At 65.8% G+C, this 16715-nt stretch carries 16 protein-coding genes; 9 read left to right on the forward strand and 7 right to left on the reverse strand.

All coding sequences use genetic code 11. From position 1 onward, the window contains the following. Nucleotide 1: 1 nt before the first annotated feature. The 3 genes from HV796_RS06435 to HV796_RS06445 form a co-directional block, all read right to left on the reverse strand. The gene (locus tag HV796_RS06435) at nucleotides 2–532 is read right to left on the reverse strand and encodes a septation protein A (RefSeq protein WP_175225636.1); all 531 of its coding nucleotides are present in this window, start codon (nucleotides 530–532) and stop codon (nucleotides 2–4) included. Between the two features lie 177 nt (nucleotides 533–709). After that, nucleotides 710–1129 carry a peptide-methionine (R)-S-oxide reductase MsrB gene (msrB, locus tag HV796_RS06440; RefSeq protein WP_175225637.1) on the reverse strand — a complete coding sequence of 140 codons (420 nt, stop codon included), beginning with the start codon at nucleotides 1127–1129 and terminating at the stop codon, nucleotides 710–712. Nucleotides 1130–1301: 172 nt separating this feature from the next. Continuing rightward, a complete protein-coding gene (locus HV796_RS06445) occupies nucleotides 1302–2873 on the reverse strand; it encodes a protein adenylyltransferase SelO (protein WP_175225638.1) in 1572 nt (523 codons plus the stop codon). A gap of 160 nt (nucleotides 2874–3033) precedes the next feature. Here HV796_RS06445 and HV796_RS06450 point away from each other — a divergent pair, with 160 nt between their 5' ends. From HV796_RS06450 to HV796_RS06465, 4 genes are all read left to right on the forward strand, one after another. After that, entirely contained in the window at nucleotides 3034–4767 is a 1734-nt protein-coding gene (locus HV796_RS06450) for a 3-(methylthio)propionyl-CoA ligase (RefSeq protein WP_175225639.1), read from the forward strand. A gap of 222 nt (nucleotides 4768–4989) precedes the next feature. Beyond that, nucleotides 4990–7074, forward strand: coding sequence for a 3-hydroxyacyl-CoA dehydrogenase NAD-binding domain-containing protein (locus HV796_RS06455; protein WP_175225640.1), 2085 nt, complete (start codon nucleotides 4990–4992; stop codon nucleotides 7072–7074). 38 nt (nucleotides 7075–7112) lie between these two features. Then, nucleotides 7113–7763, forward strand: coding sequence for a bifunctional nicotinamidase/pyrazinamidase (gene pncA / locus HV796_RS06460; RefSeq protein WP_377693488.1), 651 nt, complete (start codon nucleotides 7113–7115; stop codon nucleotides 7761–7763). Between the two features lie 187 nt (nucleotides 7764–7950). Beyond that, complete coding sequence (locus tag HV796_RS06465; protein WP_175225641.1) at nucleotides 7951–8844, forward strand: DMT family transporter; 894 nt, start codon at nucleotides 7951–7953, stop codon at nucleotides 8842–8844. 1 nt (nucleotide 8845) lies between these two features. Here HV796_RS06465 and HV796_RS06470 read toward each other — a convergent pair whose 3' ends face one another. Next, entirely contained in the window at nucleotides 8846–9358 is a 513-nt protein-coding gene (locus tag HV796_RS06470) for an LEA/WHy family protein (protein WP_175225642.1), read from the reverse strand. 217 nt (nucleotides 9359–9575) lie between these two features. Then, nucleotides 9576–9869 carry a GYD domain-containing protein gene (locus HV796_RS06475; protein ID WP_175225643.1) on the reverse strand — a complete coding sequence of 98 codons (294 nt, stop codon included), beginning with the start codon at nucleotides 9867–9869 and terminating at the stop codon, nucleotides 9576–9578. 459 nt (nucleotides 9870–10328) lie between these two features. Here HV796_RS06475 and HV796_RS06480 point away from each other — a divergent pair, with 459 nt between their 5' ends. The 5 genes from HV796_RS06480 (at nucleotide 10329) to HV796_RS06500 (ending at nucleotide 14308) form a co-directional block, all read left to right on the forward strand. Next, nucleotides 10329–10631, forward strand: coding sequence for a Dabb family protein (locus tag HV796_RS06480; RefSeq protein ID WP_175225644.1), 303 nt, complete (start codon nucleotides 10329–10331; stop codon nucleotides 10629–10631). Between the two features lie 9 nt (nucleotides 10632–10640). Continuing rightward, nucleotides 10641–11138, forward strand: coding sequence for a PaaI family thioesterase (locus HV796_RS06485; RefSeq protein WP_175225645.1), 498 nt, complete (start codon nucleotides 10641–10643; stop codon nucleotides 11136–11138). 101 nt (nucleotides 11139–11239) lie between these two features. Then, complete coding sequence (locus HV796_RS06490; protein WP_175225646.1) at nucleotides 11240–12238, forward strand: NADP-dependent oxidoreductase; 999 nt, start codon at nucleotides 11240–11242, stop codon at nucleotides 12236–12238. A 62-nt stretch (nucleotides 12239–12300) separates the two neighbouring features. After that, nucleotides 12301–13158, forward strand: coding sequence for an SDR family oxidoreductase (locus tag HV796_RS06495; RefSeq protein ID WP_175225647.1), 858 nt, complete (start codon nucleotides 12301–12303; stop codon nucleotides 13156–13158). 190 nt (nucleotides 13159–13348) lie between these two features. Then, nucleotides 13349–14308: an alpha/beta hydrolase gene (locus tag HV796_RS06500; protein ID WP_175225648.1), complete on the forward strand. Its 960-nt coding sequence runs from the start codon at nucleotides 13349–13351 to the stop codon at nucleotides 14306–14308. A gap of 34 nt (nucleotides 14309–14342) precedes the next feature. Here the strand turns inward: HV796_RS06500 and HV796_RS06505 are convergent, their stop codons facing one another. After that, nucleotides 14343–15158 (reverse strand): NRDE family protein, encoded by an 816-nt coding sequence (locus tag HV796_RS06505; RefSeq protein ID WP_175225649.1) that lies wholly within the window; start codon nucleotides 15156–15158, stop codon nucleotides 14343–14345. Between the two features lie 328 nt (nucleotides 15159–15486). Beyond that, a complete protein-coding gene (ygfZ, locus tag HV796_RS06510) occupies nucleotides 15487–16542 on the reverse strand; it encodes a CAF17-like 4Fe-4S cluster assembly/insertion protein YgfZ (RefSeq protein WP_175225650.1) in 1056 nt (351 codons plus the stop codon). Nucleotides 16543–16715: the final 173 nt, after the last annotated feature.

Below are 16715 nucleotides of genomic sequence, written 5' to 3' on the forward strand. Positions count from 1 at the left end.
GTCATTCTTCTTTCATATACTTCGCAAGCCACAGGCTCTGTCCGACGATAAAGACGAGCAGGCATCCGGTCGCGCCGAACAGCTTGAAGTTCACCCATGCGTCGGTCGAGAAGTGGTATGCGACGATCAGGTTGAGAATACCGAGCAGCACAAAGAACACCGCCCAGACGATATTGAGGTGCCCCCAGATCCGATGCGGCAGCGTGATCTGCTTGCCCATCATCGCTTCGATCAGGTTCTTGCTGAACGCGAATTGCGACACGATCAGCACGACCGAAAATGCCCAGTAGAGCACGGTGGGCTTCCATTTGATGAAGGTGTCGTTGTGCAGGACGAGCGTCGCGCCGCCGAACACGGTGACCACCCCGAGACTGACCCACAGCATCGGGTCGACTTTGCGATGACGGAACGCGACCCACGCAATCTGCACGAGCGTTGCACCGATCGCCACCGCGGTCGCGGTGAAAATGCCCCAGATCTTGAACGCAATAAAGAACAGGATGATCGGGAACAGATCGAACAGAAATTTCATTGTCAGGTCGGGAATCCGGAGAGTAAATCGCACATTGTGCGCGCGTCGCCGAGCGGGTTGCAGGATGGGCCTGGCAGGAATTCGCCGATGTGTCGCGGCGGCGGCTGAGCCGCCCGGTGAGCCGCCCGGTGAGCCGGTGCGCCGTTCAGCCGCCGCTTCAATCCTGCATCGGCCGGGTTACTTGGGGTCGAATTGTAACGCAGCCGAATTGATGCAGTAGCGCAGGCCGGTCGGCGCCGGACCATCCTCGAACACGTGGCCCAGATGCGCGCCGCAATGCTTGCAGCGCACCTCGATGCGCAGCATGCCGTGCGAGCGGTCAGTGAGCTCTTCGATCACTTCGCCGTTGATCGGCTTGAAGTAGCTCGGCCAGCCGCAGCCCGCGTCGAACTTCGTATCCGATTCGAACAACGGCGTGCCGCAACCGACGCAATCGTAGATGCCGCGATCCCAATGGTCCCAGTAGCGGCCGGTGAACGGACGCTCGGTCGCCGCGTGGCGGGTCACCTGGTACTCGGTCTCGGACAATTGCTTGCGCCATTCGACGTCGTCTTTCTGGACGGCGTACGGGGTGGTCTTCGGGTCGTCTGAGTTCATGGTTTCGTCCTGGGAAGAAAGTGGGTCGGGCAAGCTGCGTCGCGCGTCGCGCGGCGGCAGGATGATGTCGTGCCAGCCGCGGCAAAGTGACAGACACGCAAGCGCGCAGCGACAGCGGCGCCGGGACGGCCACCCCCGCGACGCGCCGCAGTGCCCCCGCGCAGCACGGCGCTCACGACGAACAGCTGACTTCCAGCGCGGTCGCCCAGTCGGGCGGCAGCGCCGCATACACGGCATGCTCGGGCTGTTCGTCGAACGGCCGGCGCAGCACGGCCGCGAGCCGTTCCACTTCAGTGAAGTCCTGTTCTTTCGCGTGCTGGATGGCCGTTTCCGCGAGGTGATTGCGAAGCACGAATCTGGGGTTCACACGATTCATTGCAAGCGCACGCGACGCATCGTCGCGCGCCTCGTGTGACAGCCGTGCGCGGTAGTCGTTCGCCCACGCGTCGAATGCGGCGCGATCGAGAAACAGGTCGCGCACCGCCGCGTCGCCGCGGGCATCGTGCTTCGACATCTGCGCGAGATGGCGGAACGTCAGCGTGAAATCCGCGCGGTTCGCATGCATGATCTCGAACAGTCTGTTCGCGAGCGCGTCGTCGCCGTCGCGCGCGCTTTCGAGGCCCAGCTTCGCGCGCATGCGGCCTTCGAGCGCCGGCGCGAAACGCGTCTTGAACCCTTCGAGCACGTGTTGCGCGTCTTCGACCGCGCGCTCGCTGCGTTTGCTTTCCTCATACCGCGCACCGAACAGCGGCAGCAGCCCTTGGGCGAGGCAGAACAGGTTCCAGTACGCGATCTGCGGCTGCATCCGGTATGCGTAGCGGCCCTGCGCGTCCGAATGGTTGCAGATGTGATTCGCGTCGAAGCCGTCGATAAAGCCGAACGGGCCATAGTCGATCGTCAGGCCGAGGATCGACATGTTGTCGGTGTTCATCACGCCGTGGCAGAAGCCGACCGCCTGCCATTGCGCGACCAGGTCCGCGGTCGACAGCACGGCTTCGTGCAGCAGCGCGAGATACGGGTCGTCCGCGTCCTTGCAGGCCGGATAGAAACGTTCGATCACGTGGTCGGCCAGCGCGCGCAGTTCATCGACGCGGTCGTGCGAGTAGAAGTGCTCGAAATGCCCGAAACGCACGAAGCTCGGCGACACGCGCGTGACGACCGCCGCCGTTTCCATTTCCTCGCGGCGCACCGGCTGGTCGGAGCCGATCACGCAGAGTGCGCGCGTGGTCGGAATGCCGAGGTGATGCATCGCCTCGGAACACAGAAACTCGCGAATCGACGAGCGCAGCACGGCGCGGCCGTCGCCCATCCGCGAGTACGGCGTGCGGCCGCTGCCTTTCAGTTGCAATTCGTAGCGCGCGCCGGCGTGCTCGACTTCGCCGAGACCGAGCGCGCGGCCGTCGCCGAGCTGACCCGCCCACACGCCAAACTGATGGCCGGAATACACCGATGCGTAAGGCAACGCGTCGGCGGCCCATGCGCGCGTGGTATTGCCCGAGAAGTAGTCGGCGAAGCCCGGTTCGCTGGAGAGCGTCGCGGGAAAACCGAGCAGCGCAGCGGTTTGCGCCGAAAAGCCGACCACATACGGGGCGGGCAGCGGCGCCGCGGGCAAGCGGGTCAGAAAGGCGGAGCCGAGCTGCGCGAAGGCGCCGTCGCGGCGGCTCGCGATGGCCGCGGCGGCGGCATTGAGCGGGCCGGATGCAGCGGCGGCGGGAGATTCGGCGGTGCCTGGTGAAAACGTCATATTGAGCGCCTCTTTAATAGCCGATATTGTAAATCCGCGTGTCTGACGCTGCTCGCCGCGTATTTGTCCGGCATCGACCGGCATGCGCCGCCGCGGCACGGGAACGGAAACTGCGGCCACCGCAGGCGACAATCATCAAGACAACAAAAGGGATAGGCCCATGACGGCGCCGCTGCAAGGTCAGATGATGGATGTGCCGCTCACGGTATCCGCGCTGCTGACGCACGCGGCGCGCTTCTACGGCTCGGTTGAGATCGTGTCGCGGCGCATCGAAGGCGATCTGCATCGCTATACGTACCGGGACTGCGAGCGGCGCGCAAAACAGCTTGCGCAAGCGCTGCTCGGGCTCGATGTGCAGCCGGGCGAGCGGATCGCGACGCTCGCGTGGAACGGCTACCGGCACCTCGAAGCCTACTACGGCACGACCGGCATCGGCGCGGTTTGCCACACGATCAATCCGCGACTCTTTCCGGATCAGATCGTGTTCATCATCAACGATGCGCAAGACAGCTATGTGCTGTTCGACACGCCATTCGCGCCGCTGGTCGATATGCTGGCGCCGCAATGCCCGCATGTGCGCGGCTGGATCGCACTGACCGACGACGCGCATCGGCCCGACATGCGCACGCCGGTGTTGAGCTACGAAACGCTGCTCGCGCCGCACGATGGCGCGTTCGACTGGCCGCGCATCGACGAGCGCAGTGCGTCATATCTTTGCTACACGTCCGGCACGACGGGCCATCCGAAAGGCGCGCTGTACTCGCATCGATCGACGATGCTGCATGCTTACGGGGCTGCGTTGCCGAATGCGTTGGCGCTGTCCGCGCGCGACGTCGTGCTGCCCGTCGTGCCGATGTTTCATGTGAACGCGTGGGGCATTCCGCATGCGGCGCCGCTCGCGGGCGCGAAACTGGTGTTGCCTGGCAAGGATCTCGACGGCCGCTCGCTGCACGAGTTGATGGAAGCGGAACGCGTCACGTTTTCGGCGGGTGTGCCGACCGTCTACCTCGGGCTGCTCGCGCATATGAAGGAAACCGGCGCGCGTTTTTCGTCGCTCGAGCGCACGGTGATCGGCGGCTCCGCGTGTCCGCCCGCGATGCTTCGCACGTTCGAGGACGACTACCGCGTCGAGGTGATCCACGCATGGGGCATGACCGAGATGTCGCCGCTCGGCACGCTGGTGAAGCTCACGAGCGAAGAGGCGCAGCGCCCGCCTCTCGTACGGCGCGCGCTGCGCGAGAAGCAGGGCCGCGCCGTCTTCAGCGTCGATATGAAGATCGTCGGCGACGACGGTCAGGAACTGCCATGGGACGGCGTCGCGTTCGGCGATCTGCATGTGCGCGGCCCCTGTGTGATCGATCGCTACTACGGCGCCGATACGTCGCCGCTGATCGACGGCTGGTTTCCGACTGGCGACGTCGCGACGCTCGACCCCGATGGCTTTTTGCACATCACCGATCGCAGCAAGGATGTGATCAAGTCCGGCGGTGAATGGATCAGCTCGATCGATGTCGAGAACATCGCGATCGCGCACCCGGCGGTGGCTGAAGCCGCGTGTGTCGCGGTGGCGCACCCGCGCTGGACCGAACGGCCGCTGCTCGTCGTCGTGAAGCGCCCGCACGCCGACGTGACGCGCGATGAACTGCTCGCGTTCTATACGGATAAAGTCGTCAGATGGTGGATTCCGGATGACGTCGTGTTCGTCGACGAACTGCCGCATACGGCGACCGGCAAACTGCAGAAGCTGAAGCTGCGCGAGCAGTATCGCCACCATCGGCTACCGTCGGCGCTGGCCGCTGACGATTGCCCGTTAGCCGATTCGACCGCGGATGCCGATGCGCGCGCTGCCGGACCGGTGCACGAGGGCATCCCCGCGCGGCGCTCGCGGCGCTGATGTCGCTCGGGTGCGTCCGAATTGGACGATCGTTCTTATCTGTGTATTCTGCATGCTCGTTAAAAGCGTTCGGCGGCACTCGCGGACAATGACAGAAGCGTTCGGCCGAAGCCGTGTCGCGCGCGGCGCGCACGCACTGCGCCGCTTCAACAGATACGCAGCTTCCCCGGATACGCAGCTTCCGCGGATACGCAGCTTCGCCGGACCAATGGAGGCATGCAGATGGCAGTCGACTACACGACGCACGACGGGGTGGCCGTCATCACACTGAATAACCCGCCGGTGAACGGTCTTGGCCATTCGATGCGGGCCGGGATCGTCGACGCGCTCGAGCGCGCGCAGCAGGACCCGGCGCTGACTGCGATCGTGTTGAACGGGGCCGGCAAGGTGTTCTGCGGCGGCGCCGACATCACCGAGTTCAACACGCCGAAAGCGACGCAGCAGCCGATGCTGGGCGCCGTCATTCAGGCGCTCGAACGCAGCGCGAAGCCGGTCGTCGCGGCACTGCATGGCGTCGCGATGGGCGGTGGCCTCGAACTCGCGCTCGGCGCGCACTACCGGGTCGCCGCTCGCGGCACGCAGATCGCGCTGCCGGAGGTGAAGCTCGGCATTCTGCCCGGCGCGGGCGGCACGCAGCGATTGCCGCGCGCGCTCGGGTTGCGGGCCGCGCTCGACATGATCGTGTCGGGCACGCCGGCGATGTCCGAGACGCTCGCCGGGACTGCGCTATTCGACAAGGTGGTCGACGGCGATGGGCTGCAGGCCGCGCTGGCGTTTGCGCGGGAAGTGGGCGCGCGGCCCGGAGCGCACCCGCGGCTGCGCGAGCGCGCGATCGACGCGCCGGATGCGGCGATGTGCATCGAGTCCGCGCGTCGTCAGATCGCCGAAACCGCGCAACACTTTCCCGCGCCACGTCGATGTATCGATGCAATCGAAGCCGGCGTGCTTCATGGATTCGATAAGGGGCTCGCGTTCGAGCGCGAATGCTTCGTCGCGCTCGTGCAGTCGCCGGAAAGCCGCGCGCTGCGTCACGCGTTTTTCGGTGAACGCGCGGCGAGCAAGATCGCCGATGTGCCGTCCGACACGCCGACCCGCGCGATCGCGCAGATTGCGGTAATCGGCGCGGGCACGATGGGCGGTGGCATCGCGATGAGCTTTGTCAATGCCGGCTTGCCCGTCACGCTGGTCGACACCGGCGAAGAGGCGCTCGAGCGTGGTCTCGAGACGATCCGGAAAAACTACGACGCGTCGGTGAAGAAAGGCAAGCTGAGCGCGCAAGTGGCCGAGGAACGGCTGGCGCGGATTCATCCGTCGGTGTCGTACGCCAGTCTGAAACACGCGGACCTGATCGTCGAAGCGGTATTCGAGGATCTCGACGTGAAGGAGCAGGTGTTTCGCCGTATCGATCGGCTGGCGAAGCCCGGCGCGATACTCGCGTCGAATACGTCGACGCTCGACTTGAACCGGATCGCTGCGTCCACGCAGCGTCCGCAGGACGTGGTCGGCCTGCATTTCTTCAGTCCGGCGCACGTGATGAAGCTGCTCGAGGTCGTGCGCGGCGCGCAAACCGCGAAGGATGTGCTCGCGACCGTGATGAAGCTTGCCAGGAAGATCGGCAAGACCGCGGTGGTCGCGGGCGTCTGCGACGGCTTTATCGGCAACCGGATGATCGAGCAGTACATCCGCCAGTCGCTGTTTATGATCGAAGAGGGCGCGCTGCCCGCGCAGGTCGATCATGCGATCGAGGCATTCGGTTTCGCGATGGGGCCGTTCCGGATGAGCGATCTTGCCGGCAACGATATCGGCTGGGCGATCCGCAAACGACGTTATCGCGAGCATCCGGAGCAGCGCTATCCGAAGGTGGCCGACCGGCTGTGCGAGATGGGCCGCTTTGGGCAGAAGACCGGCGGCGGCTGGTATCACTATAAGGCCGGCGAGCGGAGCGCCTATCCGTCGAAGCTCGTCGACGACATGATCGTCGCGCATGCGCAAGCAGCGGGAATCCGGCGCCGCGCGCTGAGCGACGATGAAATCGTCGAGCGGCTCGTGTTCGCGCTCGTCAACGAAGGCGCGAAGATTCTCGACGAAGGGATCGCGGCGAAAGCGTCCGATATCGACATGGTCTATCTGACGGGATACGGCTTTCCGCTGTGGCGGGGCGGCCCGATGCTATACGCGGACACGGTTGGTCTGGCCGAGGTCGAGCGCGCCGTTCGCCGCTACGCGGCGCAGCCGAACGGCGACGCGTGGGAGATCGCGCCGGGCCTGGTCGAGCGTGCCGCGCAAGGTCGGCGTTTCAACGGATAGTGCTCCGGTGACTTCAACAGCGAATACGAGGTAAGGCGATGACAGCGCAATCGAAGCGCGAGATCAGGCAAGTCGAGGACGTGCTGCTGGTGATCGACGTGCAAAACGACTTTATGCCCGGCGGCGCGCTCGCGGTCGCGCGCGCGGATGAGGTGATACCGCTCACGAACCGGCTCGCGTGCCGGTTCACCCACGTCGTGCTGACACAGGACTGGCATCCGCGCTCGCATATCTCGTTCGCCGCGAATCACGCGGGCCGCAAGCCGTTCGAGTTCATGACGCTGCCGTATGGCGAGCAGGTGCTGTGGCCGGTGCATTGCGTGCAGGACACGCCGGGCGCCGCGTTTCATCGCGATCTCGACATACCGCATGCACGCGCGGTGATACGCAAAGGGCATCATGAGCACGTCGACAGCTATTCGGCGTTCGTCGAAGCAGACCATACGACACCGACCGGCCTGACCGGCTATTTGCGTGACACCGGTGTCAAGCGTGTGTGGTGCTGCGGGCTCGCGACCGACTTTTGCGTGGCGTGGTCGTCGCTCGATGCGCGCGCGGCCGGGTTCGAGGTCGCGGTGATCGAAGACGCGACCCGCGCGATCGACCTGAACGGCTCGCTCGAGGCGGCGTGGCGCGAGATGACCGCCGCCGGTGTCAAGCGCGTGCGTGCGGCGGATCTGTTGGGTTAGCGGCGTCGCGTTCCGGTTGGTGGGGCGAAGGTTCTGATGCACACGACATATCGCTGCTTCACCATACCTGCACTCCGTGCATTGACAAGCTTGCGCGTGCACGGACATGCGCGACGCTTTGCCTTGACGGAGCGCGTGGGGTCCCGCATGATCAGCGGCCCTATGCATCTATTTTCTTCGCGCGCCCATGTCCGTTTCAGTCGCCCGTCCGCATGTCATCAGTTCGCGCAGCATCGTGCAGATTCTGCTCGCGATGTTCTGCTTCGCACTGGTCGACGCGCTCGCGAAATCGGTCGCGCTGCAGTATCCGGCCAATGTGCTGACGTTCTTCCGCATGCTGTTCGGCCTCGCACCGGCGCTCGCGATGTGTATGCACGGCACGCCATTGCGCGAGCGGCTGAAAACACTGAACCTGCGTAGGCAGACGCTGCGGGCACTCACGCTGCTCGTCACACTCGGGCTGTTCTTCGCCGGGCTGCCGTATGTGCCGTTGTCCGAAGCCGTGGCGATCCTGTACTCGGAATCGCTATTTGTGATCGTGCTCGCGCCGCTGCTGCTGAAAGAAGCGCTGCGGCGCCGCGATGCGGCCGCGGCCGCGATCGGTTTTATCGGCGTGCTGCTGATCGTGCGGCCGAGCGGCAGTCATGCATGGCTGGGTCCACTGCTGCTAATCCTGAGCGCGATCACCGGTGCGTTGTCGATCATCCAGATCAAACACTTCAAGCCGACTGAAGATTCGAGCGTCGCGGTGCTGTACTTCACGTTGATCGGCACGCTCGTGAGCGGGTTGTCGCTGCCGTTCCTGTGGCGCACGCCGACGCTCGATGCGCTCGCGCTGATGGCGCTGATCGGCATGCTCGCGGGCACCGGGCAGATCCTGATGACGATCGCGTTCCGGGACGCCAGCGCCAGCGCGCTCGCGCCGTACAACTACACGAGCATTGTCTGGGCGACCCTGTTCGGCTATCTCGCGTGGGGCGAAACGATCGGGCTGGTATCGGTGGCCGGCATCGCGCTGGTGATCGGCAGCTCGATCGCGGTCGCGTTGCGCGGCAAGACGGTTGAAGTACCGCCGGCGTGAGTCATGAATCCGTGCCGGTATTCGGGAACGGGATCGGCAGCGAGCCTTGATCGATAAACCGTGTGCTGCCGCTCACGCCGGTGCCGGCGAGCCGGCCACGCAGCACGTACTCGACCTGCCCGTGTTGCGAGCGATCGATGAATGTGAACATCTGCTGGAGCGCGGTCAGCGCGGAGACGGTCACCGGTACGCTGATGATCGCTTCGCCGAATGCCGGCACGCTGCCGGACGCGGGACTCACACCGGATGCGAATGCCTTGCCGTTCAGTTCCAGATCGACGGAAATACCGCTGTAGTCGACCGGTGCGCTGTTCGGATTCTGGATGCGCAGTTTCAGATTGAAGCGCACTTCCATTCCCTGGCTATCGAGCGGCTCGAGGCCCGCGACGTTCACGCGCAACGGGTCCTGACCGAACCATCCGGCGCAGCCGCCTAATGAGCCCAACGGGCCGGCGACGGCAAACATGACAACAACGAAGCGTACGAAGCAGCGGACGACACGATCGGAGAACATGGCCGGCACCTCGACAGGAGCGGGGGGGTGCGGGCCATTGTACCGGGGTGGCCAGACTAAAGCGCTGCCGTATGCGCGGGTCCGCACGCGCGCGGCATCCGCTCGCCGCTGCCGGCTCGAGCGCCGGCAGCCATCGGACCGACGACTGATCGGCAACGCGAACATTGCCGCTTAACCCGCCGTCCCGGCAGCGGCCGCCGCCGCATCGGCCGCGGCCTTACTTGAGGCCGCTGAGGATACGCTCCATCTCGTCTTCACCGAACGCGCGCAGCGTCGAGCTGCGCACGTTGCCCTGCAGACCGAGCGCGAGCCCGACACGGGTGGCGGTTTCGTCATCCGGGCAGTCCATTGAAACCACGAGGTCATAGGCGCCCAGTGTCCATTTGAGCGCGCCAAGCGTCGCGCCGAGTCCCTGTGCGACTTCGCGGAACGCGTGCGCGCGCTTGACGGTGTCCTTGACGGACCGGATGCCCTGATCGGTCCAGTTGATCAGCATGATGTAAGTAGCCATATTGCCCTCGCAAAGTAGGGTGGCGAATTACTACCGTGCGCGAACGGCCGCGGCGAGCATGGATGAGCGCGCGAACGCGTTCCCGCTGATGCATGGCCTGCTTCGATAAAACAGACGCTGCAACAGATACAAGCGGGCGCACGGGCCTGATGACGCCACGCGGTCTGCGGGTCGCGCGCAGACCGGCAGCGTGTTCGATGCGTAATGGCGCGGACAACGACGGGATGAGGGGATGCAGAAAGTATAGGAAACGTTGCGCTTGCCATTGCCGGTCGGTTTGCCGCCGAGCGTCTGTTTTTTCCGGCGGGGTGCGCGCGCGGCACGGGCTCGCATTGCGAACGGCCGTGCGCGTCTGCCGCATCGCAATGAACAGAGCGGGTTATTATTTCGCGATGCGCGGGCGCCGCGGCGCGAGCGCCCGGCATCGATCGACAACGACATATCGACAAGGAGCAGACCGTGATTCGTCACATCGTGATGTGGAAGCTGAAGGAACAGGCCGAGGGCGCGACGCGCGCGGAAAACGCGGTGCAGCTGAAGGAAAAGCTCGAAGGCTGCCGCTCGATCGTTCCCGGCATCCTGCATCTCGAAGTCGGGCTCGCGAAGCCCGGTCTCGAATCCACGTACGACGTCGTGCTGGTCTCCGATTTCACCGACAAGGCCACGCTCGACGCTTACCAGATCCACCCGACGCACGAAGCGCTGAAAGCGTTTGTCGGCAAGGTGCGCGAGTCGCGCGAATGCGTCGATTACGAAGTGTGATGACCTGTGATGACTGAATCGCAACACACGACGGCGCGCGGCGCCGTCGCAGCGCCGCCGGCGATCGAAAGTCCGTTCGTTGATCATCTCGGTGTGCGCGTGCTCGCTGCCGCGGACGGCACGAGCGAAGTCGTGCTGCCGCTCGCGCCCGATCACCTGAATACATGGAACGTCGCGCACGGCGGCGTCACGATGACGCTCGCCGATGTCGCGCTGGCGATGGCCGCGCGCAGTCTGGCCGCGGACGGCGTCGGCGTGGTCACCGTCGAAATGAAGGTGAATTTCATGCAGCCGGGGCGCGGCGAATTGCGCGCGACCGGCCGCGTGTTGCACCGCTCGACGACGATGGCCTACTGTGAAGGCGAGATTCGCGACACCGAGGGCCACTTTGTCGCGAAGGCGCTCGGCACGTTCAAGTACATGCGGCGGCTCGCGGTGGGCCGCGACGTCGTGCAGCAGCGGCAGCGCACCGATCCATCGGCGAAACCCGGGCCGAGCGACGGCTGACCCATGCCGATACGCAGCAGGATCGCATAGCGCGGTTGCTTCGCCGCCGGGCCTTTGCCGCACCGTGCACACAAGCCGATAACCTGAAGCAGGAGACAGCGATGACCGCGATCAACCGTCAGATTCTGCTCGTGTCGCGCCCGCAAGGCGCGGCGAGCGTCGACAACTTCCGTCTTGTCGAAACCCCGCTTGCACCGCTCGCCGACGGCCAGTTCCGCGTGCGCAACCACTATCTGTCGCTCGATCCGTATATGCGTGGCCGGATGAGCGACAGCAAGTCGTACGCGAAGCCGCAGCCGCTCGATGAGGTGATGATCGGCGGCGCGGTGGGCGAGGTCGTCGAGTCGAAGCATCGGTCATTCGCGGTCGGCGACAAGGTGGTCGGCGTGTTCGGCTGGCAGGAATACGGCACGTCGGACGGCTACGGCGTGACGAAGATCGACGATGCGCGCGTGCCGCTCTCCGCGTACCTCGGCGTGGTTGGCATGCCCGGCGTGACCGCGTGGTATGGGTTGAACCGGATCATCGCGCCGCAGGCGGGCGAGACGATCGTCGTCAGCGCGGCGAGCGGCGCGGTCGGCAGCGTGGTCGGGCAACTCGCGAAGCTGGCCGGGTGCCGCGCGGTCGGCATCGCGGGCGGACCGGAAAAATGCCGGTATGCGGTCGAGACGCTCGGCTTCGATGCGTGCGTCGACTACAAGGCGGGCCGGCTGCACGAAGACCTCGACAGCGCGACGCCGAACGGCGTCGACGGCTGCTTCGAAAATGTCGGCGGCGCGGTCTTCGATACGACGCTTGCACGGATGAATGCGCACGGCCGCGTGGCGGTGTGCGGGATGATCTCGCGCTACGACGCGAAGCCTGTCCCGCTCACGCAGGTTGGTGTGATCCTCACGCAGCGGCTGGTGCTGCAGGGCTTTGTCGTCTATGAACACCTCGACATATGGCCCGATGCGCTGAAGCAGCTTGGCGAACTCGTCGCGCAACAGAAGCTGCATTACCGGGAAACGGTGGCGCTTGGGCTCGACGCCGCGCCGCAGGCGTTTGTCGGCATGCTCAACGGACAAAACTTCGGCAAGCAGATCGTCAAGCTGATCTGAGCGTCTGGCCCGGCGGCTTCGCCGGGCACGGGCCGCGCGTATGCCGGTTGGCGGGAGTCTCGATGTTCGAATTTGCAGGAAAGGTCGCGGTGATCACCGGCGCGGCGAGCGGCTTTGGCCGCGCGTTCGCCGACAAGGGCGCGGCGCTCGGCATGAAGCTCGTGCTGGCCGATATCGACGAAGCGGCGCTGGTGCGCGCGGTCGGCGAACTGCGCGCGGTGGGCGCCGATGCGATCGGCGTGCGCACCGACGTGGCGTGCGGCGAGGAGGTCGAAGCACTCGCCCAGGCGGCGCTCGACGCGTTCGGCCGCGTGCATCTGCTGTTCAACAACGCGGGCGTCGGCGCGCTCGGCTATCTGTGGGAATGCTCGGCGAACGACTGGTCGTGGGTGTTAGGCGTCAACGTGATGGGCGTTGCGCACGGCGTGCGCGTGTTTACACCGATCATGCTGCGGCAGAACGAGCCTGCGCATATCGTCAATACCGCATCGGTCGCGGGGCTGCTGTCGCCGTCCGCGATGGGCATCTATAACGCGTCGAAGCATGCGGTGGTGTCGCTGACCGAGACGCTCTATCACGATCTGCGCCAGACGGGCGCGCCGGTCGGCTGCTCGCTGCTGTGTCCCGCGTACGCGCCGACCGGCATTGCCGACTCCGAGCGGGCACGTCCCGCCGGGCTGTACAATGCCGCGCCACCGAGCGAATCGCGCCGCGCCGCGGACCGGCAACTGCAGCGCGCGGTGCAGTCGGGCAGAAAGAGCGCGGCCGACATCGCGGCGCTCACATTCGACGCGGTGCGCGATGGGCGTTTCTACATCATCACGCATTCGGCCATTCTCGAAGCGGTGAAGCTGCGTCATGCGGATATCGAAGAGCGCCGCTTGCCGACCGATCCGATGTCGCTCAGGCGCGACGCGTAGATCGCGTCAGCTGCGGGTCGGGCGCTTGCCTTCGCGCGAGTATCGGCGTCAAAAGTTCGCATGATGGATAAGCTGCCTGCGCGCAGCGGTACGGCGCCTGGCGCGCATGGCATCGGTACTGTCGGGCTCTGTGGCATCATCGGTCGCCGGAATGACCCTGGAACAGAGCGCAGAGAGCGCCTGAAGCACGATGCCGTTGAACCCGAAGATCGAGCAGATTCTCGAGATGATCGAGCGCGCGAAGCGCCCCCCGTACCACGAACTCACCGCGCAGCAGGCGCGCGCTTCGTATGAAAAGAGCGCGCCGATCCTTGAGATTGCGAGTGCGCCGATGTTCTCGGTTGAAGACCTCGCGGTGCCGGTGCGCGATGGCTCGACGATCCGCACGCGGCTCTATCAGCCAGTCGAACCGCATTGGGCGCAACCTGTGCCGGCGCTCGTCTATTTTCATGGCGGCGGTTTTACGGTCGGCAGCGTCGCGACGCACGACGCGCTGTGCCGGATGTTTGCCCGCGACGCGCAGTGCGCGGTGCTATCGGTCGACTATCGGCTCGCGCCCGAGCACAAGTTTCCGACCGCGGTCGACGACGCGTTCGACGCGTTCAGCTGGTTGCACACGAATGCCGCCGCTTACGCGATCGACGTGTCGCGCATCGCGCTCGGCGGCGACAGCGCAGGCGGTACGCTGGCAACCGTCTGCGCGGTGCTCGCACGCGATGCGGGCTTGCCGGTCGCGTTGCAACTGCTGATCTACCCGGGCACGACGAGCCATCAGCAGACCGAATCGCATGCGCGGCTGGCCGACGGTTTTCTGCTGTCGGCGACGACGATCCAATGGTTCTTCACACAATATCTGCGCGATGTGGACGACCGCTGCGACTGGCGCTTCGCGCCGCTCGACGGCACACGCGGCGCGCCCGCTTTCGGCGGCGTCGCGCCGGCGTGGATCGCAATCGCTGAATATGATCCGCTGAGCGACGAGGGCGCCGCCTACGCGGACAAACTGCGCGCCGCGGGCAACGCGGTCACGCTAGAACGCTACGATGGGATGATCCACGAGTTCTTCAAGATGGGCGGCTACGTGCCCGGGGTCGCGCACGCGCATGCCGACGCGGCGGCGGCGTTACGGGCGGCGTTCGGTATCGGGTGAAGGACGAGCGGCGCGTGCACCGCTGCGTCGCCGTTCACGATTCGATATCGAATGCGAAGCTGCGTTCGTAGTCGCCGGGCCGCTTGATCCGATGCGAGCCGTTATCGTCGCTGCGTTCGGTGGTTTGCACAGAGAAACGTTCACCGTGCGCGAGCACGCGCAGCGCGGTCGTGCCGCGCGTTCCGTATTCGGGCATTTCGATAAACGGCGCGGACAGCGCGCGTTCGAACTCGAGCGAGACGCCGGTGGCCGGCAATTCGTCGTCGCGGGCGACGCGCGTGTCACGCATCATGTCGATCAGACCAGCGAGTGGCGCTACCGGATTGTCCTCCAGCGCGTCGGCCAGCGTCGCACGTTTACTGACGAGCTTCGGCCACGGCGTATCGAGCACCGCGTTCGAGATGCCGTGTGTGCCTTCAGCGAGCAGCGCTGGCGCCTGCGGTGAGCAGTTGCAGTACCACGCGAGTTCGCGCCGCGCCCAGTCTCCGACCAGTAGATTGAAGCCGTTGTACAGGTCGCCGCTTTGCGCGACCTCGTGCAGGTAGTCGAGCGGCGTCGCGCCCGGTTCGCGCATCAGCCAGTGGCTGACGAGCGTGCCGCGGGTCGGCGCATCGGGACGTACCGCATGGGGCGCGCGATAGTTGGTCAGCGCGGCGAAGCGGCCGTCGCGCGTCATGCCGAGCCATGTGCCGCCGCCCGTCAGATCGCGACCGGCGAGCAGCGCCGGCGTGTCCTCCCACCAATGCATCGGCTCCGCGGTGCGGCGCAGGTACTCATCGCGGTTCGCCGCCAGTGTGAAGAGCGGGCCGTCGGTTGCGGCGGGCCGCCAGTCGAAGACAATCAGGCACATCGTGTGAAGTCGCCCGTAGGGGTTGTAAGGTAAGCCGCTGTCGCGGCCTGGGCGGTCGCGGCCACGGCCGTACTGTGCAGGTGATGGCCGTTGCCGCGTATTCAACCCTGCATCGGGCATGCGTGCAACTGGTGTGCTGATTGATGTGCTAACTGAGGCGCGACAGAGGTGTCAAACAGAGGTGTCAAACCGACCTGCCAAACAGAGGTGTCGAGCGGGGTGACAGTTAGATGCTTGACATGGGTGTCAACAGAAGCGCAACTGCACCGCCGCGCGCACACATCGACGCGGGCGGCGGCAGAAGGGCGGAGCGGCCAGACCCAGCGTCTCAGGCGTCGGTCGGCAGTGCGTACGGCAACGGCAGGAACGTGAGCGCCGGCCCGTCGGCTGCGCCGAGTCGCACCGTGCCGGCCTCGAGTGCCGCGAGCTTCATTTCGACCAGCATATCGACGCCACCGTCCGGCGCCGCGGCCGCGTTGACGACCATGCCGCACGGCTGGCCCGCGTCATCGGCGTGAAAGAGTTCGCTGCCCGGCAGCACGGTCTCAGGCTCGCCCGCGACATTCGCGAGCGCGGTGCGCCGCTTGATCGTGCCGCGATACTGGCTGCGCGCTACCACTTCCTGGCCCGGGTAGCAGCCCTTGCGGAAGTTGACGCCGCCCAGCACGTCGAAGTTGATCATCTGCGGTACGAACTGCTCAACCACGCGCTGCGTGATGCGCGGTTCACCCGCGCGGATGTCGAGCCAGTCCCAAACGGCGGCCGACGCGCGCTCAAGCTTCGCATCGAGCGCGGGCAGCCGCGCTTCGACCTCCGTCTTCGGCCCGACCCACAGGTAGCGCAGGCGACCAGCCGCATCCGGCACGCGGATCAGCGACCCGGCGGGGCCGTCGACCTTCACGTGCACGCCATCCGGCAATGCGTCGAACACGCGCGACAGCGCGTCGCGCACATCGCCGGCGAAACCGACCGCGGCGAGCGCGCCGCTCGCATCGGCGAGCTTCGCCTTCGCGCGCAACACGAACATCGACAGGCGTTTCTGCACGGTCGTCTGCAAATCCTGCGACACGAGCAGGCGGATGGTTTCGCCCGTACGCCACGTGAGGAACGACGCGAGCAGACGACCCTTCGCCGTGCAGTAGCCGGCGAGGCGCGCGCTCGCCGCGTCGAGATGCTGGGTGTCGTTGGTGAGCTGGCTGTGCAGAAAGGTCGCGGCATCGTCGCCGGTCACGTCGATCACGCCGAATTGCGTGAGCGGCATATACGCGCCGCGCGTGAGCGCCGCGTCGAACTCATCGCGCGCCGGCCTCGGCAACGCAGCGAGCGGCGCCGCTGCCGCCAGTGGCGCGCGTGCCGGTGCGCCGGCCGGCGGGGTGGTAGGCATGGTGGCGGGCGCGCTGGGCGCCGACCCTGATATAACGCTGGAAATGGGGGCCTGTGAGCCCGTGACGGGGTGCGTGCTCGTGTGCTCGTCGGCGTGAACCGCGCGGGCTGCGGAGGCGGATGCGAAATCGTGGGGTGCGTTCATGGAGGCGGAAATCCGGTAGGCCCTGCATG

The organism is Paraburkholderia humisilvae (assembly GCF_902859855.1).
Taxonomy (GTDB): Bacteria; Pseudomonadota; Gammaproteobacteria; order Burkholderiales; family Burkholderiaceae; genus Paraburkholderia; species Paraburkholderia humisilvae.